We start from the raw sequence: 22,202 nt of genomic DNA, 5'->3' as shown, positions 1-22,202 counted from the left end.
TTCTACTCGATGCGTGAGTCCCAGCACAACTGCACCCCGCCCTGCCCCGGCGAGTCCGGTCGCCGAGGTCCCCGAGCCACAGTCGGAGATCCTGTCGGCGCCGTTGAAGAACTCCTTCGACTACACGCGCTCGCTCGGACCGGTCCTGAGCCAGTTCGCCCTCGCGCTGCGCGATGGCCGCATCATCGGCTCCAAGAGCAGCGACGGCACGGTGTCGGTGCCGCCGCGCGAGTTCGATCCGGTCGGCGGCGCGAAGACCACCGAGCTCGTCGACGTCGCATCGACGGGCACGGTCCTCTCGTGGTCGTGGCAGCCGGCGCCGCTGACGCCGCAGCCCCTCGACAAGCCCTTCGCGTGGGCGCTGATCAAGCTCGACGGTGCCGATACCGCACTGCTGCATGCGGTCGCGGTGGACTCGCCCGCCGACATCTCGACCGGCCTGCGGGTACATGCGGTGTGGAAGGCCGCACGCATCGGGCGCATCGACGACATCGCCCACTTCCTACCGGGCGAAACCGGCGACGCGGCACCGGCGAACGAGGCCGAGAACTCCGACGACGAACTCATCGTGATGCCGACCCCCATCAGCACCGAGATCATCCACTCGGCCACCGAGGAGGAGTCCTGGTATCTCGAGGGTCTCAAGGCCGGCAAGCTCTACGGGTCGCGGATCGGGTCCGGCGTCGACGCCGGGCGCGTCTACTTCCCACCGAAGGCGGTCAGCCCATCCGACGGTTCGGCCGCGGTGGAGCGAGTCGAGTTGGCCGACACCGGCATCGTGACGACCTTCTGCATCGTCAACGTCCCGTTCCAGGGGCAGCGGATCAAGCCGCCGTATGTGGCCGCGTACGTCCTGCTCGACGGCACCGACATCCCGTTCCTGCACCTGATTCTCGACTGCGAGGCCGCAGACGTGCGGATGGGTATGCGGGTGCAGGCCGTCTGGCAACCCGAGGAGGAGCGCGAGCTGTCGATGGGCAGCATCAGCCACTTCCGGCCCACCGGTGAGCCCGACGCCGACTACGAGTCGTATCGCGAGTTCCTCTGAGCGACACCATGTCTTCCATCAGGCCACTTCCACCAAGGAGTCTGCAGTGACCCTCCCCCGGATCGCGATCGTCGGGTTCGCGCACAGCCCGAACATCGTCGGGACACACGGCACCACCAACGGTGTCGAGATGTTGATCCCGTGTTTCAACAAGCTCTACGCCGATCTCGGCATCTCCCGCACCGACATCGAATTCTGGTGCAGCGGCTCATCGGATTACCTCGCCGGACGCGCCTTCTCGTTCATCTCGGCCATCGACTCGATCGGCGCGATGCCGCCGATCCACGAATCCCACGTCGAGATGGACGGCGCGTGGGCGCTGTACGAGGCCTGGGTGAAGATCGCGACCGGCGAGGTCGACCTGGCACTGGCCTACGGTTTCGGCAAATCCACCGCAGGCAACATGGATCAGACCCTGGCGCTGCAGCTCGACCCCTACACCGTCGGACCGCTGTGGCCCGACGCACGCTCACTGGGCGCCCTGCAGGCCCGCGCCGGGCTCGATGCCGGGACCTGGTCCGAGGAGGACATGGCGGCGGTCGCCGCCCGCACCTCCGGATCATCGGTCGACGAACTCTTGGGGTCCGACTACGTCGCCGATCCGCTACGCGCGCACGACATCGCGCCCTACACCGATGCGGCCGCGGCGGTGATCATCGCCAGCGAACGCAAGGCGAGAGAGCTCGTCGCCAACCCCGCCTTCGTCACCGGCTGGGATCACCGCATCGACACCCCCAACTTCGGCGCCCGCGACCTGACGGTGTCCCCGTCGACGAAGCTCGCCGGCGACACCGCCTTCGGCGATCGCAGCCGCGCGGTCGACGTCGCCGAGATCAACGCATCGTTCACCCATCAGGAGCTGATCGTGCGCAACGCGCTCGACCTCCCGGAGTCGGTGCGGATCAACCCGTCCGGCGGTTCGCTGGCCGGCAACTCCTTGTTCTCCGCGGGGCTGCAACGCGTCGGCTACGCCGCGCACGAGATCCTCACCGGAAACGCCGGCACCGCAGTGGCGCACGCGTCGAGCGGTCCGCTGTTGCAGCAGAACATGGTGGTCACCCTGGCAGGAGACGAGAACTGATGGCACACAACAATCGCGCAGCGGTGCTGGGCACCGGCCAGACCAAGTATGTCGCCAAACGCCACGACGTGACCATGGCCGGCATGTGCCGCGAGGCGATCGACGCCGCCCTGGTCGACGCCCAGGTGTCCATCGATGACGTGGATGCGATCGTCATCGGCAAGGCCCCCGACCTGTTCGAGGGGTCGATGATGCCGGAGCTGGCGATGGCCGAGGCCCTCGGCGCCGTCGGCAAGCGGATGATCCGTGTGCACACCGCCGGATCGGTGGGCGGATCGACCGCCAACGTCGCCGCGTCGCTGGTGTTCGCCGGGGTGCACAAGCGTGTGCTCGCGGTCGCGTGGGAGAAGCAGTCGGAGTCGAATGCCATGTGGGCGTTGTCGATTCCGGTGCCCTTCACCAAACCCGTCGGCGCGGGAGCAGGCGGCTTCTTCGCCCCGCACGTCCGCGCCTACATCCGGCAGTCCGGCGCCCCCGAACACATCGGCGCGATGGTGGCCGCGAAGGACCGGCGCAACGGATCACTCAACCCGCTCGCCCATCTGCAGCAGTCCGACCTCACCGTCGAGAAGGTGATGGGCAGTCAGATGCTGTGGGACCCGATCCGCTACGACGAGACCTGCCCGTCGTCGGACGGCGCCTGCGCGGTGGTGATCGGTGCCGAGGACGTGGCCGACGACGCGGTGGCAGCCGGCAACCCGGTGGCGTGGATTCATGCCACCTCGATGCGCACCGAGCCGTTGGCGTTCGCCCACCGCAACGTCGTGAGCCCCCAGGCCAGCCGCGATGCCGCGGCCGCCCTGTGGAAGGCCGGCGGGATCGACAACCCGATCGAGGAGATCGACACCGCCGAGGTGTACGTGCCGTTCTCGTGGTTCGAACCGATGTGGCTGGAGAGCTTGGGATTCGCACCAGAAGGTGAAGGCTGGAAGCTCACCGAGGCCGGCGAGACCGAGATCGGTGGCCGCATCCCGCTCAACGCGTCCGGTGGTGTGCTCTCGTCGAATCCGATCGGCGCATCCGGCATGATCCGTTTCGCCGAAGCCGCTATCCAGGTGATGGGCAAGGCCGGCGACCATCAGGTCCCCGACGCCCGCAAGGCGATGGGTCACGCCTACGGCGGTGGCTCACAGTACTTCTCGATGTGGCTCGTCGGCTCCGAGAAGCCCACCCACTAGCCCCTCAGCCGCACCTCACCTCCCAACGCGCCCAGCACGGAGGCTGGGCGCGTGGGGAGGTGAGGTTACGTCTCGGGGAGGGCGCACGCCTGACCGTCCGACATTCCCATCGGCCGCACACCGAGAGCCTGGTTGAGGCGGGCGCGTTGGTTCTCCCACGCGACAGTCATCGCGAGCTCGGCGATCTGTCGTCGAGAAAGATGACGCGACAGTTCTTCTCGGAGCTGGGTGAGGTCGTCGCCCACGGCGGGCGTGAGTGTCATGGCTTCGGCGTAGCCGATGACGAGTTTCTCCAGTTCGGAGTATGCGCTGCTGTCTCGGTAGCGGGGCAGGTCGCGGATCTGCTGTTCACTGACGCCGCTGTCGTGGGCGAGCGCGGAACCGATGTCCAGACAGAACTCGCAGCTGACCAGGCCGGCGGCCTTCAGTTCGGCGAGTTCTTTGAGCTTCGGCTCGAGCGCATTGCTGAACAACAGCGCCGTCTCGTAGACGCCGGTGGCCGCGCCGATCTGCGGGCGACGGCCGAGCCATCCGAACAGATCGCCGCGATGTCGCCGCGATGACCGAAACGCCTTGCCGAAACCACGGATTCGATTCAATGCACGCATCGCTCCACCTTTGCAGCCGACAACGTCGTCGTGGGGCGAACAACGAACCACCCCGACCCTTGTCATTCACCTTGGTACCGACCAAGGTGTCTGACAAGAGCCGGGGTGGTTTCGTGATCTACTTCTCAGGCCGGGCGAACCGAGTTGATCGTCTTCTCGACTTCCCAGAACGCCCGCAGCGCAGCCAGCTTGCCGTCAGCGTCGGCCCGATACGTGAACACTCCACGAGCCTCGGACACATGCCCGGCGATGTGCGTGACGATCTTGCCGATGTACGCGACCTCGGCACCGCAGATGATCTCCTCGTCGAAGACGAACTCGATGCTCTCGGTGGTCGCGATCGACTTGTCCCAGAACTCTGCGATCTGTTCGTGTCCGCGGAAACCCTTGCCCTCCGGGTCGAACATCGACGGCCCGACCGGGTCCTCGACGGTCCCATCGGAGGCGAAGGCGTTGACCCATCCCTGCTTGTCGCGGGCGCCGACGAGTTCGCGCGACCGACGACCGGCCACGACTGCCGGATGGTTCTCGCGATCGATGTTCAGGTAGGCCGGTGTCTCCTGAGTGGTCATTTCGTGCCGTAGTCGACCTGGAGTTCCTTGACGCCGTTGATCCAGCCGTGACGCAGGCGTCGCGGGGATTCCAGTCGGCTGATGTCGGGAACCATGTCGGCGAGGGCGTTGAACATCAGGTTGATCTCCATGCGGGCCAGGTTCGCCCCCACGCAGAAGTGTGCTCCGTTGCCGCCGAAACCGACGTGCGGGTTCGGGTCGCGCATGATGTTGAAGGTGAACGGATCGTCGAAGACGTCCTCGTCGTAGTTCGCCGAGCCGTAGAACAGGCCGACGCGCTCACCTTCCTTGATGTCGACGCCACCGATCTGGGTGTCGCGCTTGGCCGATCGCTGGAAGCAGTTCACCGGCGTCGCCCACCGGACGATCTCGTCGACCGCTGTTGCCGGTCGCTCCTTCTTGAACAGCGCCCACTGGTCGGGATGCTCGAGGAAGGCGTTCATGCCGTGGCTGATCGCGTTTCGCGTGGTCTCGTTGCCGGCGACCGTCAGGAGGATGAAGAAGAACCCGAACTCGGTCTCGTCGAGACTCAGTCCGTCCATGTCGGCGTTCACCAGCGTCGAGACGATGTCGTCGACCGGATTCTTCCGCCGCTCCTCGGCCATGTTGTAGCCGTAACCGAGGATCTCGGCCGAGGCCATCTGCGGGTCCTCGCCGTACTCCGGATCGTCGTAGTTCATCATGTTGTTCGACCAGTCGAACAACTTTCCGCGGTCCTCCTCGGGCACGCCGAGCAGGTCCGCGATGGCCAGGAGCGGGAGGTCGACGGCGACGTCGTGGACGAAATCGCCGGTGCCCTTCTCCGCGGCCTTGCGCACGATCGTGCGAGCCGCGTCGTCGAGCTTCTCCTCCAGCGAATGCACCGCGCGCGGAGTGAACGCCTTGGAGACCAGCTTGCGCAGGCGGGTGTGATCCGGCGGATCGTGGTTGATCAGCAGCGCCTTGGTGACGTCGAGCTGATCCTGCGTCATCTCGTCGTCGAAGCGCATGATCACGCCGTTGGTCGCGGTGGACCAGTCGTCGTTGTTCTTCGAGATCTCCCGGATGTGGGCGTGCTTGGAGACCACCCAGTAGCCACCGTCGTGGAAGCCACCGCCCTTGCCGGGCAGCTGGGCATTCCACCAGACGGGAGCGGTCTTGCGCAGCTGCGCGAACTCCTGGACCGGGATGCCCTTCTCGAGCAGGTCGGGGCTGGTGAAGTCCCAGCCGTCCTCCTGCATGAACTGACAGTCGGCCGCTGCGCCCCCGATATCGGCGCCGGTCGTCGCACCCTGAGCCTGGGTCACGTCACACCACCTCGCTGTGAGATTAGAACCTGTTTCAATCTCATTAGAGCACATTGTGACGGCTATGACAGTCCCAGATTGAAACTTGTTCTAGTTTCGGGCGCCGGCAACGCTGCGAGGTGCGGAAATAGTATCAACAAACATTGCGACATCGTCTCGTGGCGGCTCCGCGGGGTGGTCGACAGCGAGTCGCAGCCCCGCGAATCCGGCCGATGGACTCGAATAGGAACTTGTTCTAGTTTGGGTCTGAAGGTTGACGCACAGATGAGGAGGCGGGCATGGGTGTGCCGGTGATCGTGGAGGCGGCGCGGACGCCGATCGGCAAGCGGGCCGGGTGGTTGTCGGGACTGCATGCAGAGGAACTCCTCGGCATGACGCAGCGGGGACTCGTCGAGAAGGCCGGGATCGACCCGGGCATCGTCGAGCAGGTGATCGGCGGCTGCGTCACCCAGGCCGGCGCACAGGCCGGCAACATCACCCGCAAGGCCTGGCTGGCCGCGGGTCTCCCGGACACCGCCGGTGCCACCACGATCGATTGTCAGTGCGGTTCGGCGCAGCAGGCCAATCACCTGATCGCCGGCCTCATCGCGACGGACGCCATCGACGTCGGAATCGCCTGCGGCATCGAGATGATGTCCATGGTCCCACTCGGGGCCAACGTGGGCACCGAAGCCGGCCCCTACCACGCCGATTCGTGGGACATCGACATGCCGAATCAGTTCGCGGCAGCCGAACGGATCGCGGAGCGTCGAGGAATCACCCGGACCGACACGGACGAGCTCGGCGAACGCAGCCAACGTCTGGCCAAGCAGGCCTGGGCGGAAGGTCGCTTCGACCGGGAAGTGCTGTCCCTCAAGGCGCCCGAGCAGACCAAAGAGGGCGAGTACACCGGCACCATCCTCGACGTCAGCCGCGACCAGGGGCTCCGGGACACGACCATGGAGTCGCTGTCGGCGCTCAAGCCGGTTCTCGAGGGCGGCATCCACACCGCAGGCACCTCGTCACAGATCTCCGACGGCGCCGCCGCGATTCTCATCATGGACGAGGCGAAGGCCCGGGCGCTCGGACTCACCCCGCGCGCCCGCATCAAGGCACAGGCGCTCGTCGGCGCAGAACCGTACTACCACCTCGACGGCCCGGTGCAGTCCACCGAAAGGGTTCTGGAGAAGTCCGGGATGTCGTTGTCGGACATCGACATCGTGGAGATCAACGAGGCGTTCGCATCGGTGGTGCTCAGCTGGGCGCGGGTGCACGGGGCCGACATGGACAAGGTGAACGTCAACGGTGGCGCGATCGCCCTCGGACACCCGGTGGGCAGCACCGGTTCCCGACTCATCACGACCGCGCTGCACGAGTTGGAGCGCAGGGACGGTCAGACCGCGCTCATCACGATGTGCGCCGGCGGCGCACTGTCCACCGGCACGATCATCGAGCGCATCTGATGCCGCTACTCGATCCTGCCAAGCGGCCCGATCAGCTCGGCTCCCCGCTCGTGGCGAAGATGATCAAGGTGGGTTCGCGGCTCAACACCAAGCTGTACAAGGCAACCGGAGGCCGGCTCGGGAAGTACTGGCGGGTCGGCGCGGGGTTCGGCAAACCGGTACCGGTCTGCCTGCTCACCACCACCGGCCGCAAATCCGGTGAACCCCGCACCGCGCCACTGATCTTCCTGCGCAAGGGCGACACCTTCATCCTCGTCGCGTCGCAGGGAGGGCTCCCGAAGAACCCGGCCTGGTACCTGAACCTGGTCGCCGATCCGAAGGTCACCATCCAACTGGGCAAGGAGACCTTCGATCTGACCGCCCGCACCGCGTCCGAGGCCGAGCGTGCGGAGTTGTGGCCGGAACTCGTTGCCACATATGCGGATTTCGACACGTACGCCGCATGGACGGATCGGACGATCCCGGTGGTGATCTGCGAGCCTCGCTGACCCTTCGAGACGCTCGCAAGCTCGCTCCTCAGGGATCGGGAAGACGCTCGCAAGCTCGCTCCTCAGGGATCGGGAGGATCGCATCGCACCCCCCGACCCCTGAGGAGGTCCGGAGCGCTAACGGAGGACCGTCACGAAGGGTCGCCACTCACCCACCGGCCGCCATCGCCCGCACCGCGGCACCGGCCCACGCATCGATGAAGCCCCGGGCGTCATCGACCGAACGCTGCGGATCCCCTGGGTCGATCACCATGGATTGCAATGTGCGCAGGACGATTTCGATGATGACCTCGAGATCGGCATCCGAGTACCCACGCCCGGCCCAGTCGACGTCCATCCGCTCGATGATCGAACGGGCGAACACACGTCCGATCTCCGAGGTGAACTCGCCGACGATGGGCGCACTCACACGGTCGGCGCGCAGCAGCAGCCCCACGTAGTCGTCGCGACGCAGTTCCTCGAGGACCGCCACCAACCCCTCGACGACGGCAACATCGGGTGCCTCGATTCCCCGCAACTGCACGGTCATCCGCTCGAGCAGCGCGTCGACGGCGTCGACGGCCGTGGCGGCGAGGAGCTCATCGGTGCTCCCGAAGTAGCGGTACACGGTTTGGCGCGTGACCCCGAGTTCGCGGGCGACGTCGGCGATGCTCGTCGCCGCCCCGCGAGTGTCGATGGTGGTTCTCGTCGCCGCCAGAATCCGCGATCGCGCCTCCGCATCGTTGACCGGAACGCGTCCTCCCCATCCATGGGTTCGCATCAGCAGCACTCACCTGCGCACGCGCATCCCGTCATGGCGCATCAGCCTATCGGCCGCCCCCGCACGTCACACCGATTCGACTGACCATACGTATAGCGACTTGGTGTATGGTGTAGTGACTGTCGCCACATTTCGGTACACCGTGCCGTCGTGACCAGGAGGTTCCCGTGTCCGCAACGACCGACCTGGGGTCCGTCAGCCCTGGCTTCGACTTCACCGACCCGGATGTCCTCGAGCAGGGAATCCCGATCAGGGAGTTCGCCGAGCTGCGCAAGACCGCGCCGGTCTGGTGGAACGCGCAGCCGGTCGGTACGTCGGGCTTCACCGACGGCGGGTTCTGGGTCATCTCCAAACACGCGCACATCCGGGAGATCTCGAAGAACAATCAGGTGTGGTCGACCAACGCGAACGGTGCGATCATCCGGCTGCCCGACTACGTCACCCCGGACCAGATCGAGTTCACCAAAGCCCTGCTGGTGAACCACGATCCACCCGAACACACCCGGCTCCGCAAGATCGTGTCGCGCATCTTCACACCGCGCGCGGTATCGATGCTGGAGGAGAACCTCGCGACATCGTCGCGGGAGATCGTGCGGGACGCCGCGGAACACGGCTCCGGCAACTTCGTCGACGACATCGCGATCCACCTTCCGTTGCAGGCGATCCTGGACCTGATCGGAGTCCCGCAGGAGGATCGGGCCCGCATCCACGTACTCGTCGACGCGATCATCAACAACGATGACCCCGACCAGACCATCGACCCGACGACCGCGAACGCCGAGCTGCTCGGCTATGCCTATTCGATGGCCGAGGATCGTCGCGCGAACCCACGCGACGACATCATCACCACACTGGTGCAGGCCGACATCGACGGCGAAGCCCTCACCGAGGCCGAGTTCGGCTTCTTCGTCATCCTGCTCATCACCGCCGGCAACGAGACCACCCGCAACGCGACCACCCATGGCCTGAACGCGTTCATGGATCGGCCCGACCAATGGGCACTCTACAAACGCGAGCGCCCGGCCACCGCCGTCGACGAGATCCTCCGCTGGTCCTCTCCCGTGCACGCGTTCCAGCGCACCGCACTCGTCGATACCCGCATCGGGGACCAGGACATCGCACAAGGCCAACGCGTCGGCCTCTTCTACAGCTCCGCCAACTACGACGAGGACGTGTTCACCGACCCGTTCCGGTTCGACATCACCCGCGACCCCAACCCGCATCTCGCGTTCGGCGGCAGCGGTGCGCACTTCTGCATCGGCGCCAATCTCGCTCGGCTCGAACTGAACCTGATCTTCAACGCGATCGCCGACGAACTACCCGACATCACCCGGGTCGGCGACATGCGCCGTGTCCGCTCGGGCTGGCTCAACGGCGTGAAGGACCTGCCGGTCGCCTACCGCACATAGCCGGCCAGAACAGGCAGATCAGCCCACCCCACGGCCCGAGCCCTCCCAGAACTGCGCCCGGAGAGCCTTCTTGTCCGGCTTGCCGAGTGCGGTCAGCGGTAGCGAATCGGCGAACACGACCTGCTTGGGCGACTGGACGGCACCCTTGCGATCTTTCACCGACTGCTGGATCTCGGCGGTGATCTGATCCTTCGCCGCATCGTCGGATGCGACGTCGCCACGCAGCACCACCACAGCGGTGACGGCTTCGCCCCACTTGTCGTCGGGCACCCCGATCACACCGACCTGGCCGACCGAAGGATGCTCGGCGACAACGTCTTCCACCTCACGCGGGAACACGTTGAAGCCGCCGGTGACGATCATGTCCTTGGTCCGGTCGACGATGTACCAGAAACCGTCCTCGTCTTCCCGTGCCACGTCCCCCGTGCGCAGCCATCCGTCGCGGAAGGCCTCGGCGGTCTGCTCGGGCAGTCCCCAGTAGCCACCGGCCAGCAACGGGCCCGCGACACAGATCTCGCCGGGTTCCCCCTGCGGCACCGGCTTGTCGTCGGGCCCCAGCAGCGCGGTACGCAGGAACGCCGACGGCCGACCACAGCTGCTGAGTCGACGCGAGTCTTCTCCCGGTTTCGGATGCTCGTTCTTACCGAGATAGCTGATCACCATCGGGGCCTCGGACTGACCGTAGTACTGCGCGAAGATCGGACCGAAGCGCTCGATGGCCTCGGCGAGCCGGACCGGATTGATCGCCGATGCCCCGTAATACACCGTCTCCAGTGACGAGAGGTCGCGGGTTCTGGAATCCGGATGATCCATCAGCGCATACAGCATCGACGGCACGAGCATGGTCGCGGTGATGCGTTCCTCCTCGATCACGCGCAGCACCTCGCCCGGATCGAACTTGCCCATCACCACCATGCATCCGCCCTTGATCAGGGTCGGGACGAAGAACGCCGCGCCGGCGTGCGACAGCGGGGTGCACATCAGGAAGCGAGGATTCTCCGGCCATTCCCACTCGGAGAGCTGGATCTGCGTCATCGTCGACATCGCACGGGCGGTGCCGATGACGCCCTTCGGCTTGCCCGTGGTGCCGCCGGTGTAGGTGATGGACACCACGTGCTCGGGCGGGAGATCTGCGGCCACAAGCGGTCTGGGCGAGTAGTTCTCCGCCTCGGCCACCACGTCGCGACCGTAGGCGGCGAGTTCCTCGGGGACCGGGCCCAGGGTGAGGACCTGCTTGAGGCTGTCGACCCGATCGACGAGAGCGGCCGCGCGTTCGACGAACATCGGCACCGGGTCGATGACCAGAGTGGTGACGCCCGCGTCGGAGAGCACGTAGGCATGATCGTCCAGCGACCCGAGTGGGTGCAGCGCGGTGCGGCGCCAGCCCTGGGTCTGTCCCGCACCGATCACCAGAAGTACCTCCGGGCGATTGAGGGCCAGAAGTCCGACGGTCGCACCGGTCCCCGCACCCATCGCCTCGAACGCCTGCTGGTACCGGCTGACCGCGTCCGCCATCTCGCGGCCGGTGAGTTCGGTGTCACCGAGGAACAGCACCTTGCGATCGGCATGTCGACGCAATGCGGCCACGAGAAGGTCGCCGAGGTGGGTCCCACCGCGCAGGTGGTCGAAATCAGTCGTCGATTCCTGAGCATCAGTCATGGTGATCAAGACTAGGACGTGTTACAGCGATTGGGAAGAAGATCAACGGTATCGGGCACATGACGTGCGACTATTTGCGCGTGACGACCGCCGTAGGGTGCTAGAACGTGTTTCATTTCGGGAATCGGTGTCTCTTCGACTTCGCGCACCGGCCCCGGGTGCTGAACTAAGATCGGTGACCATGACCGATCTGGATCTGGCCACCGCCCGCCGCGACATCACCGACGCACTCCTGACTGCCCTCGAGCGTCGGCACGAAGTCCTCGACGCCATCGTCGACGCCGAGAACCGCGACGAGGCGGTCGCGTCCGTCGCCACGCTGCTCGACAAGTCCACCCTGGGCGCCGAGGCGATCCTGGGGATGTCCTTCTATCAGCTCACCAAGGACGAGCGCCGTAAGAACCAGGCGGAACTCGACGACCTCAACAACGCCCTGACCTTCACCCTCGCCGAGCGTCCCGCGAGCAGCGGTGACTCGCTCGAACTGCGGCCGTTCGACCCCAGCGCCGATGCAGACCTGTTCCGGACGCGCACAGAGGAACTCAAGGTCGCAGGCGACGGATCGGGCTCCCCGGCCGGCGACATCGCCGACGAGATCGCCAAGGCCACCGAACGCGTGGACAACGAGGACGCCGTGTGGCTCGTCGGTGTGGACGGCGGCACCAAGGTCGGTTTCGTCTTCGGTGAACTCACCGGCGGCGAGGTCGACGTCCGGATCTGGATTCACCCGGATCAGCGCAAGAAGGGCTATGGGACGGCGTGCCTGCGCAAGTCGCGCTCGGAGATGGCCGCCCTGTTCCCCGGTGTCCACATGGTGGTGCGCGCCCCGAGCGCCTAGGACTTTAGGTGGCGCCGGCCCGGACGGCGGCCTCGTTGACCCGGGTGAGAACGCCGTGGAGTTCTTGGAGGACTTCGAGGTCGACGCCGAGCGCATCGACGACCGCGGGCGGGATGGTCAGCGCTCGCTCTCGCAGCGCTGCACCGTCGTCGGTCAGGGCGATGTCGACGTTGCGTTCGTCGTCGCCGCGCCGTTGACGAACGACGAGACCGGATGACTCGAGCCGCTTCAACAGTGGGGACAGGGTCGCCGAATCCAGTTGCAGCACATGGCCGATGTCCTTCACGGCGCGCGGTGACACCTCCCAGAGCGCCAGCATGACCAGATACTGCGGATGAGTGAGTCCGAGGGGCTCGAGCAACCGCCGATAGATCTTCAGAACCGACCGGTTGGCGACCGCGAGGGCAAAGCACACCTGGCGTTCGAGAAGCAGCGGATTCGCCTCTGCGTCTGCGATGTTCACGTCCGACATACCGTCACCGTCCGCGATACTTGCGGTGATACTCCTGGTACAGGTCTGCGTTCCGCTCCTTCTCACGCTTGTCGATGAGGTCGGGGTCGAGGCCGTGCTGACTCAGACGATGCCGCCGGTACACGCGGTTCAGCGCGATGGTGAAGAACACGTACGCGATCGGGATCGGCAGCGCCATCGTGATCCGCACGTCCCAGCCGGCGGGCACGAACAGGAACGGCAGCATCAGGATCAGGCACGGGATCGCCCACCGCACCACCATTCTCAGCGCCGCCCGAGGACCGGCGAGATCATTGGCCACCCACGCGGTCATCGACGCGGGCAGCGTCGCGCCGTAGGCGTAACGCACATACTGCAGACCTCGGGGGCGATCGACCGACTTTTGCACGAATTGATCGTACACGATCGAATCGTGCGGATGCGATCTCGATACGCCTCCTCACTTCGTTCGTCGGCTACTCGATCAGCGGAAGGGGAGCACCTCAACTTTCGCCGGGCGAGCGAGCGTATCGGGACCCGCCGCACCCTTCCGCTGGTCGAGTAGCCTGCGAGCCCCTGGGCGAGCAAGCGTATCGAGACCCGCCAACCCCTCCCGCCGGTAGAGCAAGCCTGCGAGCCCCTGGACGAGCAAGCGTATCGAGACCCGCCGCCCGTCAGACCCGCCGGCGCGGCACCCCGAACCGCGCGACGATCGCCCGGATCCGGTTCTCGTCGTCGATCACGAAGGACTCGGTGACGTGCGCGGCCAGCCCCAGCGCCTTCGGCCGCACGTGGACCCAGTAGCGCGTGGAGACCATGTGGCCGTCGACATCGGCTTCGAACTCGCTGATGCGGTGGATCAGCCGGAACTGGGGTGCGCGCCGAAGGCCGCGGGAGATATGCGGCCCGTTGCGACCCGTCTTGAGTCCCAACTCGATTCGCGTGCACTCCGGATGAAGGGACACCGTCGACGGATCGTGGCTGACCAGCGCGTCGACATAGGCTCGCGCCGCGGCGCCGCGTTGGGCGGCCCGCTCAGGGTCGAGGTCGGGCGTCACGGCTACCGCGCGCCGTACACGGGCACCGGCGCCGGCGACTTCGCCAGGATTTCGTCGACGACGGCGCCCAATTCCGCAGGCGCCCAGCGTGATCCCTTGTCCTGCTCAGCGCTGCGTTGGAAGGCGTCGATGACGGTGACCTTGCCGCCCTCGACCTCGAATACCCGCCCGGTGACCGCCGACGACTCCGGCGAACCGAGCCACACCACCAGCGGCGAGATGTTGGCGGGGTCCATCGCGTCGAAGGAGCCGTCGGCGGGGGCGGCCATCTGTGCGGCCATCGCCTCGCCGGCACCCATGGTCATCTGGGTCCGCGCCGACGGCGCGATCGCGTTCGCGGTGACCCCGTAGTTGCCCAGTTCGGCGGCGGCCTGGATGGTCAGCGCGGTGATCCCGGCCTTGGCGGCGACGTAATTGCCCTGACCGACGGACCCGAACAGTCCGGCGCCCGAGGACGTGTTGATGATCCGCGCGGTCGGCTGGTTACCTGCCTTCGACTGGGCACGCCAGTACGCTGCAGCGTGATGCAAGGTCACGAAATGCCCCTTGAGGTGCACGCGGATGACCGCATCCCACTCGTCTTCCGACATGGCCACGAGCATCCGGTCACGCACGAATCCCGCATTGTTGACCACGATGTCGAGTCCGCCGAGCGTCTCGACCGTTGTCTTGATCATGGCCGCGCCGGCGTCCCAATCCGCGACGTCGGACACGATCGCCAGTGCCTCACCGCCGGCGTCGGTGATCTCGGCTGCCACCGCGTGTGCTGAGTTCGCGTCGAAGTCGTTGACCACCACCTTCGCGCCGTCGGCGGCGAACGCCAGCGCGTGTGCGCGCCCGATCCCCTGCCCGGCGCCGGTCACGATCGCCACACGACCTTCATTGAGCTTGTCAGTCAAGACTTCTCCCCTTCTTCGATTCACTCGTCAGTGTTGCCGGCGGCGGATCACACCTTGTTGTCGGCGGTGGCGGCGGCCAGGAAGGCCGGACGTTCCCCTCCACCGTGGACGGTCAGCGTCGAGCCGGTGATGTAACCCGCGAGCGGACTGAGCAGGAACGCCACCGCGTTGCCGACGTCCTCCGGCATCGCCAGCCGGCCCATCGGGATCGTCGCGCCCACGGCTGCCACCCCCGCGTCGTCGCCGAAATGCAGATGCGCCTGCTCGGTGAGGACCGATCCGCACACGACCGAATTGATCCGCACGTGCGGTGCCCACTCGATCGCCAACGACGTAACCGCGTTGTCGAGGCCCGCCTTGGCCGCGCCGTACGCCGACGTGCCCGGTGACGGGCGGTGCCCGCTGACACTCGACACGTTCACGATGGCACCGCCGGTGGCCTGGTCGCGCATCACCGCATGCGCGGCGCGCGCAACGGTCAACGGCGCAAGCAGATTCAACTCCACGATCTTGCTCGAGAATCGCGGCGACGCATCCGCGGCCAGTGCGAACGGCGACCCGCCGGCGTTGTTGACCACGCCGTCGAGCCGCCCGTGTGACTCGGCGATCCCGCGCACCATCGCCTCGACCGCATCCGCGTCTCGGACGTCACATTCGATGAACTCGATGTCCGAACCCGCCGTCGCGTTGCGGCCGCACGCGACGGGGACGGCACCGAGGTCGGCCAGCACGCGCGCGATGCCCGCGCCCACGCCACGCGTCCCGCCCGTCACCAGCACGACCTTCTTGTCCAGCCCGAGGTCGAGACCGCGACCGGGTACCGGAGTGGCCCCGACTGCCGCGCCGGCGGCCTGACCTGCGGTCTGCCCGTCTGCCTTCATGAGTGCTACCCTACCAAACAACCAAGCACTTGCTTGGTTGCGGTTGAGTACCCGAGAGGAGCAGGTGTGCCGATCACCACGACACGCACCGAGAGCGGGATCGTGACGGTGACCGTCGACTACCCGCCGGTCAACGCATTGCCGTCCGCGGCCTGGTTCGAGCTGGCCGACGCCGTCACCGCGGCAGGCGAGGACATGTCCACCCACGTGGTGATCCTGCGAGCCGAGGGGCGCGGCTTCAACGCCGGCGTCGACATCAAGGAGATGCAAGCGACCGAAGGGTTCGATGCCCTGATCGGCGCCAATCGCGGCTGTGCTGCCGCATTCTCCGCTGTCTATGACTGCAAGGTCCCGGTGATCGTCGCGGTGAACGGGTTCTGCGTCGGCGGCGGGATCGGACTGGTCGGCAACGCCGACGTCATCGTCGCTTCCGACGACGCTGTCTTCGGACTGCCCGAGGTCGACCGCGGCGCACTCGGCGCGGCCACCCACCTCGCGCGGCTGGTCCCGCAGCACATGATGCGCACCCTCTATTACACCGCGCAGAATGTGACCGCTCAGCAGCTCGAACACTTCGGCTCGGTGTACCGCGTGGTGCCGCGCGACGAGCTCCTCGACGCGGCGATGGAGGTCGCGGAGAAGATCACCACCAAGGACACCCGCGTGATCCGTGCCGCGAAGGAAGCCATCAACCACATCGACCCGGTCGACGTGAAGAGCAGTTACCGACTCGAACAGGGCTTCACCTTCGAACTCAATCTGGCCGGCGTGGCCGACGAACACCGCGACGCATTCGTCTCCACCGGTAAGGCCCTCGACACCGCCGGTTCGAACAGCAATGGAGGACGTCCCTGATGGCGGCGACACCGACCGACAAGACCAGTTCCCTCGACGACGTCATCGGCGAACTGCGCGACGGGATGACCATCGGCATCGGCGGCTGGGGTTCACGCCGCAAGCCGATGGCCCTCGTCCGCGCGTTGGCCCGCTCCGACGTCAAGGATCTGACCGTGGTGACCTACGGCGGGCCCGACCTCGGATTGCTCTGCGCGGCAGGAAAGGTCAAGCGCGCCTACTACGGCTTCGTGTCGCTGGACTCGGCCCCGTTCTACGACCCCTGGTTCGCCAAGGCCCGCACCTCGGGAACCCTCGAGGCACGTGAGATGGACGAGGGCATGGTCAAGTGCGGCCTCGAGGCGGCGGCCTCCCGGGTACCGTTCCTGCCCATCCGCGCCGGCCTCGGTTCGGACGTGCCGAACTTCTGGGAGGGCGAGCTCAAGACCGTCACCTCGCCGTACCCGTCGGCCGATGGCCGGACCGAGACGCTGATCGCGATGCCCGCGTTGCGTCTCGATGCAGCGTTCGTCCATCTCGATCTCGCCGACAGCCGCGGCAACGCCGCCTACACCGGCGTCGACCCGTACATGGACGACATCTTCTGCGCCGCCGCCGATCGCCGGTACTTGGAGACCGACCAACTGGTGTCCACCGAGGTGCTGGTGAAAACCGTACCGACGCAACGTATGCTGCTCAATCGGATGAACGTCGACCGTGTCGTGCACGCACCGAACGGCGCACATTTCACGTTTGCGGGCGAGTACGGCCGTGATGAGAAGTTCCAGCAGTTCTATGTGGAATCGGCCAAGGACCCGGAGACCTGGGCGGCGTTCTCGAAACGATTCCTCGAGGTCGACGAAGCCGACTACCAGCACGCCGTCACCGAATGGCAGGGCGAGCAGGAGGAGCAGAAATGAGCACCACTTCCCCGTCGGTTGAGCCTGTCGAAACCATCACCCGCGCCGAAGTCTGCGTGGTGGCGTGCGCCGAGATCTTCTCCGGTGCAGGCGAGATCATGGCATCGCCGATGGCTCCGACACCTTTGATCGGCGCACGCCTGGCCCGGCTGACCACGGAACCCGATCTGCTGATCACCGACGGCGAGGCACTGATCCTCGCCGACACCCCACCCATCGGCAAGTCCGGGCCGATCGAGGGTTGGATGCCGTTCCGCAAGGTGTTCGACGTCGTCGCCTCGGGCCGTCGCCATGTGGTCATGGGCGCCAACCAGATCGACCGATACGGCAACCAGAACCTCTCGGCGTTCGGCCCCTTGCAACAGCCGACACGCCAGATGTTCGGAGTCCGTGGCGCCCCGGGGAACACGATCAACCATCCGACGAGCTATTGGGTGGCCCGCCACTCGCCGCGAGTGTTCACCGAAACCGTCGACATCGTGTCCGGGATCGGTTATGACAAAGTCGATCCCGACAACCCGGCCTTCCGCGACCTGAACATCCACCGGGTGGTGACAAATCTGGGCGTCTTCGATTTCGACAGCCCCGATCACACGATGCGGGCACGCTCCCTGCATCCCGGCGTCTCGGCCGACGAGGTCGCCGAGAACACGGGCTTCGAGATCGCCGGACTCGCCGACGCCCCGACGACACGTCTGCCGTCCGAGGAGGAACTGACGTTGATCCGGGACGTGCTCGATCCCAAGGGTGTACGGAATCGAGAAGTGAAGTGACCTCTTCTGCCCGGGCGGCCGGTCTGTCGACCCGATTCACCGAGCTGGTCGGCATCGAATACCCGATCGTCCAGACCGGAATGGGTTGGGTGTCGGGACCGGCATTGACATCGGCCACCTCCAACGCGGGCGGACTGGGCATCCTCGCCTCGGCGACCATGACCTACGACGAACTCGAGGCGGCCATCGCCAAGACGAAGTCGTTGACCGACAAGCCCTTCGGCGTCAACATCCGGGCCGACGCCACCGACGCACCGGAGCGGATCGACCTGCTGATCCGCGAGGGCGTGCGGGTGGCATCGTTCGCGCTGGCACCGAAGCAGGAGCTCATCGCCAAGCTGAAAGAGAACGGGGTCGTGGTGATCCCGTCCATCGGCGCGGCAAAGCACGCCGTGAAGGTGGCGTCATGGGGTGCCGACGCCGTCATCGTGCAGGGCGGCGAGGGCGGCGGGCACACCGGACCGGTTGCCACCACGCTGCTGCTGCCGTCGGTTCTGGATGCGTTGGCGGCCAAAGGCATCGACATGCCGGTGGTGGCGGCAGGAGGATTCTTCGACGGTCGAGGCCTGGTGGCGGCACTGTCCTATGGCGCCGAGGGAGTCGCGATGGGGACCCGATTCCTGCTCACCTCCGACAGCGCCGTCCCTGACGCCGTGAAGCAGGAATACCTGCAGCGCGGATTGGGCGACACCGTGGTGTCGGTCAAAGTCGACGGCATGCCGCACCGAGTGCTGCGCACTCCGCTGGTGGAGGCACTGGAGAGCGGCAGCCGGGCCAAGGCATTGATCGCCGCGGCCCGAAATGCCAACGAGTTCAAGCAGATGACCGGCATGAAGTGGACCACGATGCTCCGCGACGGTCGTACCATGCGCAAGTCCGGCGAGCGTAGCTGGCAGCAGGTGATCATGGCCGGCAACACCCCCATGTTACTGAAAGCCGGCCTCGTCGAAGGCGATACCCGCGCCGGCGTGCTGGCGTCCGGGCAGGTGGTGGGCATGATCGACGACCTGCCGACTTGCGACCAACTCGTCCAGTCGATCATGACGCAGGCGCACAACCGGCTGAAGGCACTCGGCACGCTGGGGTGAGTCGGACGATCACTGGCGGAGTCATCCAGATATGACGTCATTCCCGAGGTTAGTCACTCGCACGGCCAGCGGTTGGTTGACGCGATCAGTAACACGTTCTATGCAGCGTCACGCCGAGCCCGCTCGCGGGCACTCGAGTGCCGATCCACGTACTCCTGACCCGTGAGCTTCTGGATCGCTGCCATCAGTTCGTTGGTCGCCTCACGCCAAGATGCAGGGTCCGTCGAAGACTCGGACCACTTCGCAAGTCTCAACGGCTCACCGATGCGAATCTCGACCCGACCGCGGCGCCAGCCTCGCGTGCCCCGCGGATTGATCGATCGGGTACCGACGATACCAACAGGCACGACTGGGTGATTACCCTGCAACGCGACCCGCATTACGCCAGTCCGTCCGCGCCACAGACGGCCGTCGGGGGAGCGTGTGCCTTCTGGATAGATCGCCCACACTCTCCCGCGCTGGAGGATTCCACTCGCCGTCGCGAGGGCCACGTCCGCGCTACCAACGCCGTCCCGCTGGATCGGAATCTGGCCAGTCAGTCGACAAAGCGTCCCGTAGAACCGGGCTCCCGCGCCGTCGCGCGCAAAGTACTCGCTCTTCGCAACAAACGTCAGTCGCCGGGGCAATGCCGCGCACAGTACGAGTGAGTCGATCTCCGCGAGGTGGTTTGGTGCGAGTACCACCGGCCCCTCAGGCAATGCCCCGCTCACGACAGGCCGCGCAAACCAACGGTCTACCGGCCCCATGAGTATCCACTTGAGAATCCAGTACAAGGACAACCTCCCAGACAGTGTCTAGGAGACATTCTGACGATTTACTTAGACACTGTCTACATGGACGTGCGTGAGCAACTGGTCCGAGCCGGTGTCGAACTCCTGGAAGAGAAGGGCATCGGGTCGCTTACTCAGCGCCTCATCGCGACCAGGGTCGGCGTCTCCCACGGCGCCCCCCGACACCACTTCCCCTCATATGCCCATCTACTGGCAGCGATGGCAAGATCAGGCGTCGACGACCTGGATGTCGGCGTCCAGGACAGTCTCTCTATCCCGAACCCCCAACTGGCATTGTTCAGTGTCGGCAAGTGCGTCATCGACTTCGCCATCGCTCGCCCCGCGATGTTCGAGTTGATCTCCCGCCACGACTTACTCGAAGGAGCGGGTGCAAACCTGCGACAGACAACGAACGGGTGGCTGGTGTCTGCCAGCACTCGCATTCGTGAAATTCGTTCCGACGGTGACCAACGACACGCGCTCGCACTATGGGCGGGGGTACAGGGCCTCGGAACAATGTTCAGTCGGCGCAGCGTGGAAGCCATCGCGTCGGACGGGGTCGATCCGAGCCCAGTGCTCGGCGTCCTCATCGAGGGCGTACTTCGAGCACCGTGACGCAATCATCTTGCGACTCGTGCAGCAACCTCCGAGCGAGGACATCCGCCGCGGACGGCTGTTACCTATGTGATTTCTGTTCACCACAGCCCACCACGGTCTACCACTGTTCACTGAAGGCGCTGGATGTGTTTGCACCACTTCACAATTCACCCTCAAATCGAACATTTGTTCGTGTACTCTGGAAGCATGAGAACTTCGGGGGATCTCACCACCATCAGCGACCTACTACGCGACCTATGTGTCGATGACCTGTCGGGTCGCGACGCGTTCGAGGCGATGCAGCTCATGCTCATCGTCCGCAACCTCACCGACCACCACGCCGCACGCCTCGCCGGCCTCCTGGACCGACACGGCGTCGCCAAGAGTCAGGGCCGCAGCACGCGCGAACTGCTCATCGTGATGGGCTTCGCACCATCAGTGGCGCAGCGGCTCCTGCGTATCGCCGGATCCTTGGCGGCGGCGTTACCGACCCTAGATGCCCACGCCGCCGACGGCGCCATCCCCGCCGAACACGTCGACGCCATCGCCCGCGGAGTCAGCCACATCGCCGGCAGAACAGCGGAACCGATCGACGACGCGCTGCGTCTAAATCATGTGACCGATCTTCTGGGACAGTTCTTCTCCGGCGCCACCCCCGCCGACATCGACAAACGTGCCCGCACCCTGGGCAACCAACTCGCCGACGACACCAACGGCCTGCCCGCCGCCGAAGACCGCACCCTCAACGAACTCGCCCACCACATCGACGACGACGGCCGCCTGCACCTCGAAGCCGACCTCGACGTCGAAGTCGGCGAAAAACTCTGCGCCGCCCTCGAAGCGTTGGGTAAGCCACGACCCGAACCCGACGGCCGCACCGACCTGCGCACCACCGCCCGGCGCCACGCCGACGCCCTCGACACCCTGCTCGACATCGCCGCCCGCATCGACACCGCCGGCGCCATGTCAGCACCCAAAACCCAAGTCCTGCTCACCGTTCCCGCCGACACACCCGACCAGTCCAGCCTGGAGTTCATGGGATCGATCACCGACGCCACCCTGCGCCGCCTCTCGTGTGACAGCAGCATCACCACCATGATCGTCGACGGCGAACGCGTCCCCCTCGACATCGGCCGCGAACAGCGCCTGTTCCCCGCCCACCTGCGACGCGCCCTACACGTACGCGATCAGGGCTGCATCAAGTGCGGCGCACCCGCCACCCGAGCCCACGCCCACCACATCATCCACTGGGCCGATGGCGGCGAAACTTCCTTGGACAACGGGTGTTTGCTGTGTCCGGCCTGCCACGCCGACGTGCACCACAACGGCTGGGACGTGATCATCGGCGCCGACCACCACCCCTGGCTCATCCCACCCGTCACCGTCGACCCGCAGCGGCGACCCTTGCCCGCCCACAACCGACGAACGTTGAACCTCGACAACCTGCCCGCCGCCGCCTGACCGTGTCCCAGCAGTAGCAGGCCCACAGATCTCGATACGCCACCTCGCCCAGCGGCTCGGCGGCGACTTGATCAGCAAGCCCGCACCCGCCCCCGCGGGAC

Annotated in this window: 24 protein-coding genes; 13 read left to right on the top strand and 11 right to left on the bottom strand. The window is 66.0% G+C overall.

What is annotated here, in order from left to right; translation table 11 throughout:
* The first annotated feature begins 13 nt into the window (after positions 1-13).
* Genes V1Y59_RS19085 through V1Y59_RS19075 form a run of 3 tightly spaced genes read left to right on the top strand, consistent with a single transcriptional unit; the run spans position 14 to position 3,307 of the window.
* Positions 14-1,048 (top strand): Zn-ribbon domain-containing OB-fold protein, encoded by a 1,035-nt coding sequence (locus V1Y59_RS19085; RefSeq protein ID WP_330506571.1) that lies wholly within the window; start codon positions 14-16, stop codon positions 1,046-1,048.
* A gap of 46 nt (positions 1,049-1,094) precedes the next feature.
* Positions 1,095-2,129, top strand: a complete 1,035-nt coding sequence (locus tag V1Y59_RS19080; RefSeq protein WP_330506569.1) for a thiolase domain-containing protein — start codon at positions 1,095-1,097, stop codon at positions 2,127-2,129.
* On the top strand, positions 2,129-3,307 hold the full coding sequence (locus V1Y59_RS19075) for a thiolase domain-containing protein (RefSeq protein WP_330506567.1): 1,179 nt from the start codon (positions 2,129-2,131) through the stop codon (positions 3,305-3,307). Before V1Y59_RS19080 ends, V1Y59_RS19075 begins: the two co-directional genes overlap by 1 nt.
* A 65-nt stretch (positions 3,308-3,372) precedes the next feature.
* Here V1Y59_RS19075 and V1Y59_RS19070 read toward each other — a convergent pair whose 3' ends face one another.
* The 3 genes from V1Y59_RS19070 to V1Y59_RS19060 form a co-directional block, all read right to left on the bottom strand.
* Positions 3,373-3,915 carry a carboxymuconolactone decarboxylase family protein gene (locus tag V1Y59_RS19070; protein ID WP_330506565.1) on the bottom strand — a complete coding sequence of 181 codons (543 nt, stop codon included), beginning with the start codon at positions 3,913-3,915 and terminating at the stop codon, positions 3,373-3,375.
* Positions 3,916-4,040: 125 nt separating this feature from the next.
* The gene (locus V1Y59_RS19065) at positions 4,041-4,487 is read right to left on the bottom strand and encodes a nuclear transport factor 2 family protein (protein ID WP_330506563.1); all 447 of its coding nucleotides are present in this window, start codon (positions 4,485-4,487) and stop codon (positions 4,041-4,043) included.
* Positions 4,484-5,773, bottom strand: a complete 1,290-nt coding sequence (locus tag V1Y59_RS19060; protein ID WP_431309227.1) for a cytochrome P450 — start codon at positions 5,771-5,773, stop codon at positions 4,484-4,486. The genes V1Y59_RS19065 and V1Y59_RS19060 overlap by 4 nt, the downstream gene beginning before the upstream one ends.
* Positions 5,774-6,051: 278 nt before the next feature.
* On the opposite strand from V1Y59_RS19060, the gene V1Y59_RS19055 reads away from it, so the two are divergent.
* Entirely contained in the window at positions 6,052-7,215 is a 1,164-nt protein-coding gene (locus V1Y59_RS19055; RefSeq protein ID WP_330506561.1) for a steroid 3-ketoacyl-CoA thiolase, read from the top strand.
* Positions 7,215-7,703 (top strand): nitroreductase family deazaflavin-dependent oxidoreductase, encoded by a 489-nt coding sequence (locus tag V1Y59_RS19050; RefSeq protein ID WP_330506559.1) that lies wholly within the window; start codon positions 7,215-7,217, stop codon positions 7,701-7,703. The genes V1Y59_RS19055 and V1Y59_RS19050 overlap by 1 nt, the downstream gene beginning before the upstream one ends.
* Positions 7,704-7,851: 148 nt before the next feature.
* Here V1Y59_RS19050 and V1Y59_RS19045 read toward each other — a convergent pair whose 3' ends face one another.
* Positions 7,852-8,463 carry a TetR/AcrR family transcriptional regulator gene (locus V1Y59_RS19045; protein WP_330506556.1) on the bottom strand — a complete coding sequence of 204 codons (612 nt, stop codon included), beginning with the start codon at positions 8,461-8,463 and terminating at the stop codon, positions 7,852-7,854.
* A 167-nt stretch (positions 8,464-8,630) separates the two neighbouring features.
* On the opposite strand from V1Y59_RS19045, the gene V1Y59_RS19040 reads away from it, so the two are divergent.
* Positions 8,631-9,872 (top strand): cytochrome P450, encoded by a 1,242-nt coding sequence (locus tag V1Y59_RS19040; protein ID WP_330506553.1) that lies wholly within the window; start codon positions 8,631-8,633, stop codon positions 9,870-9,872.
* Between the two features lie 18 nt (positions 9,873-9,890).
* Here the strand turns inward: V1Y59_RS19040 and fadD8 are convergent, their stop codons facing one another.
* A complete protein-coding gene (fadD8, locus tag V1Y59_RS19035; RefSeq protein ID WP_330506551.1) occupies positions 9,891-11,531 on the bottom strand; it encodes a fatty-acid--CoA ligase FadD8 in 1,641 nt (546 codons plus the stop codon).
* 181 nt (positions 11,532-11,712) lie between these two features.
* Here fadD8 and V1Y59_RS19030 point away from each other — a divergent pair, with 181 nt between their 5' ends.
* Positions 11,713-12,369 (top strand): GNAT family N-acetyltransferase, encoded by a 657-nt coding sequence (locus V1Y59_RS19030; protein WP_330506549.1) that lies wholly within the window; start codon positions 11,713-11,715, stop codon positions 12,367-12,369.
* A gap of 4 nt (positions 12,370-12,373) precedes the next feature.
* Here the strand turns inward: V1Y59_RS19030 and V1Y59_RS19025 are convergent, their stop codons facing one another.
* The 5 genes from V1Y59_RS19025 to V1Y59_RS19005 form a co-directional block, all read right to left on the bottom strand.
* The gene (locus V1Y59_RS19025) at positions 12,374-12,841 is read right to left on the bottom strand and encodes a MarR family winged helix-turn-helix transcriptional regulator (protein ID WP_330506548.1); all 468 of its coding nucleotides are present in this window, start codon (positions 12,839-12,841) and stop codon (positions 12,374-12,376) included.
* A 4-nt stretch (positions 12,842-12,845) separates the two neighbouring features.
* The gene (locus tag V1Y59_RS19020; RefSeq protein ID WP_330506547.1) at positions 12,846-13,229 is read right to left on the bottom strand and encodes a DUF5313 domain-containing protein; all 384 of its coding nucleotides are present in this window, start codon (positions 13,227-13,229) and stop codon (positions 12,846-12,848) included.
* 265 nt (positions 13,230-13,494) lie between these two features.
* Positions 13,495-13,878, bottom strand: coding sequence for a DUF8021 domain-containing protein (locus V1Y59_RS19015; protein WP_330506545.1), 384 nt, complete (start codon positions 13,876-13,878; stop codon positions 13,495-13,497).
* A 2-nt stretch (positions 13,879-13,880) separates the two neighbouring features.
* Positions 13,881-14,777 (bottom strand): SDR family oxidoreductase, encoded by an 897-nt coding sequence (locus V1Y59_RS19010; RefSeq protein ID WP_330506543.1) that lies wholly within the window; start codon positions 14,775-14,777, stop codon positions 13,881-13,883.
* A gap of 47 nt (positions 14,778-14,824) precedes the next feature.
* Positions 14,825-15,658: an SDR family oxidoreductase gene (locus V1Y59_RS19005; RefSeq protein ID WP_330506541.1), complete on the bottom strand. Its 834-nt coding sequence runs from the start codon at positions 15,656-15,658 to the stop codon at positions 14,825-14,827.
* A 66-nt stretch (positions 15,659-15,724) separates the two neighbouring features.
* Here V1Y59_RS19005 and echA20 point away from each other — a divergent pair, with 66 nt between their 5' ends.
* The 4 genes from echA20 to V1Y59_RS18985 are packed head-to-tail and all read left to right on the top strand — an operon-like array spanning position 15,725 to position 19,273.
* Positions 15,725-16,513, top strand: coding sequence for a (7aS)-7a-methyl-1,5-dioxo-2,3,5,6,7,7a-hexahydro-1H-indene-carboxyl-CoA hydrolase (echA20, locus tag V1Y59_RS19000; RefSeq protein ID WP_330506539.1), 789 nt, complete (start codon positions 15,725-15,727; stop codon positions 16,511-16,513).
* Positions 16,513-17,412, top strand: a complete 900-nt coding sequence (locus V1Y59_RS18995; protein ID WP_330506537.1) for a CoA transferase subunit A — start codon at positions 16,513-16,515, stop codon at positions 17,410-17,412. Before echA20 ends, V1Y59_RS18995 begins: the two co-directional genes overlap by 1 nt.
* Complete coding sequence (locus V1Y59_RS18990; RefSeq protein ID WP_330506535.1) at positions 17,409-18,185, top strand: CoA-transferase subunit beta; 777 nt, start codon at positions 17,409-17,411, stop codon at positions 18,183-18,185. The genes V1Y59_RS18995 and V1Y59_RS18990 overlap by 4 nt, the downstream gene beginning before the upstream one ends.
* A complete protein-coding gene (locus tag V1Y59_RS18985) occupies positions 18,182-19,273 on the top strand; it encodes an NAD(P)H-dependent flavin oxidoreductase (protein WP_330506533.1) in 1,092 nt (363 codons plus the stop codon). Before V1Y59_RS18990 ends, V1Y59_RS18985 begins: the two co-directional genes overlap by 4 nt.
* Positions 19,274-19,371: 98 nt before the next feature.
* On the opposite strand, the gene V1Y59_RS18980 is transcribed toward V1Y59_RS18985, so the two are convergent.
* Positions 19,372-20,019, bottom strand: coding sequence for a lysophospholipid acyltransferase family protein (locus tag V1Y59_RS18980; RefSeq protein WP_330506655.1), 648 nt, complete (start codon positions 20,017-20,019; stop codon positions 19,372-19,374).
* A gap of 87 nt (positions 20,020-20,106) precedes the next feature.
* Here V1Y59_RS18980 and V1Y59_RS18975 point away from each other — a divergent pair, with 87 nt between their 5' ends.
* The gene (locus V1Y59_RS18975) at positions 20,107-20,658 is read left to right on the top strand and encodes a TetR/AcrR family transcriptional regulator (protein ID WP_330436198.1); all 552 of its coding nucleotides are present in this window, start codon (positions 20,107-20,109) and stop codon (positions 20,656-20,658) included.
* 189 nt (positions 20,659-20,847) lie between these two features.
* The gene (locus V1Y59_RS18970; RefSeq protein ID WP_330506531.1) at positions 20,848-22,101 is read left to right on the top strand and encodes an HNH endonuclease; all 1,254 of its coding nucleotides are present in this window, start codon (positions 20,848-20,850) and stop codon (positions 22,099-22,101) included.
* Positions 22,102-22,202 lie beyond the last annotated feature (101 nt).

The organism is Gordonia prachuapensis (assembly GCF_036350515.1).
Taxonomy (GTDB): domain Bacteria; phylum Actinomycetota; class Actinomycetes; order Mycobacteriales; family Mycobacteriaceae; genus Gordonia; species Gordonia prachuapensis.
Note: the sequence above shows the minus strand (reverse complement) of the source record. Positions and strands in the feature narration are given on the sequence as shown.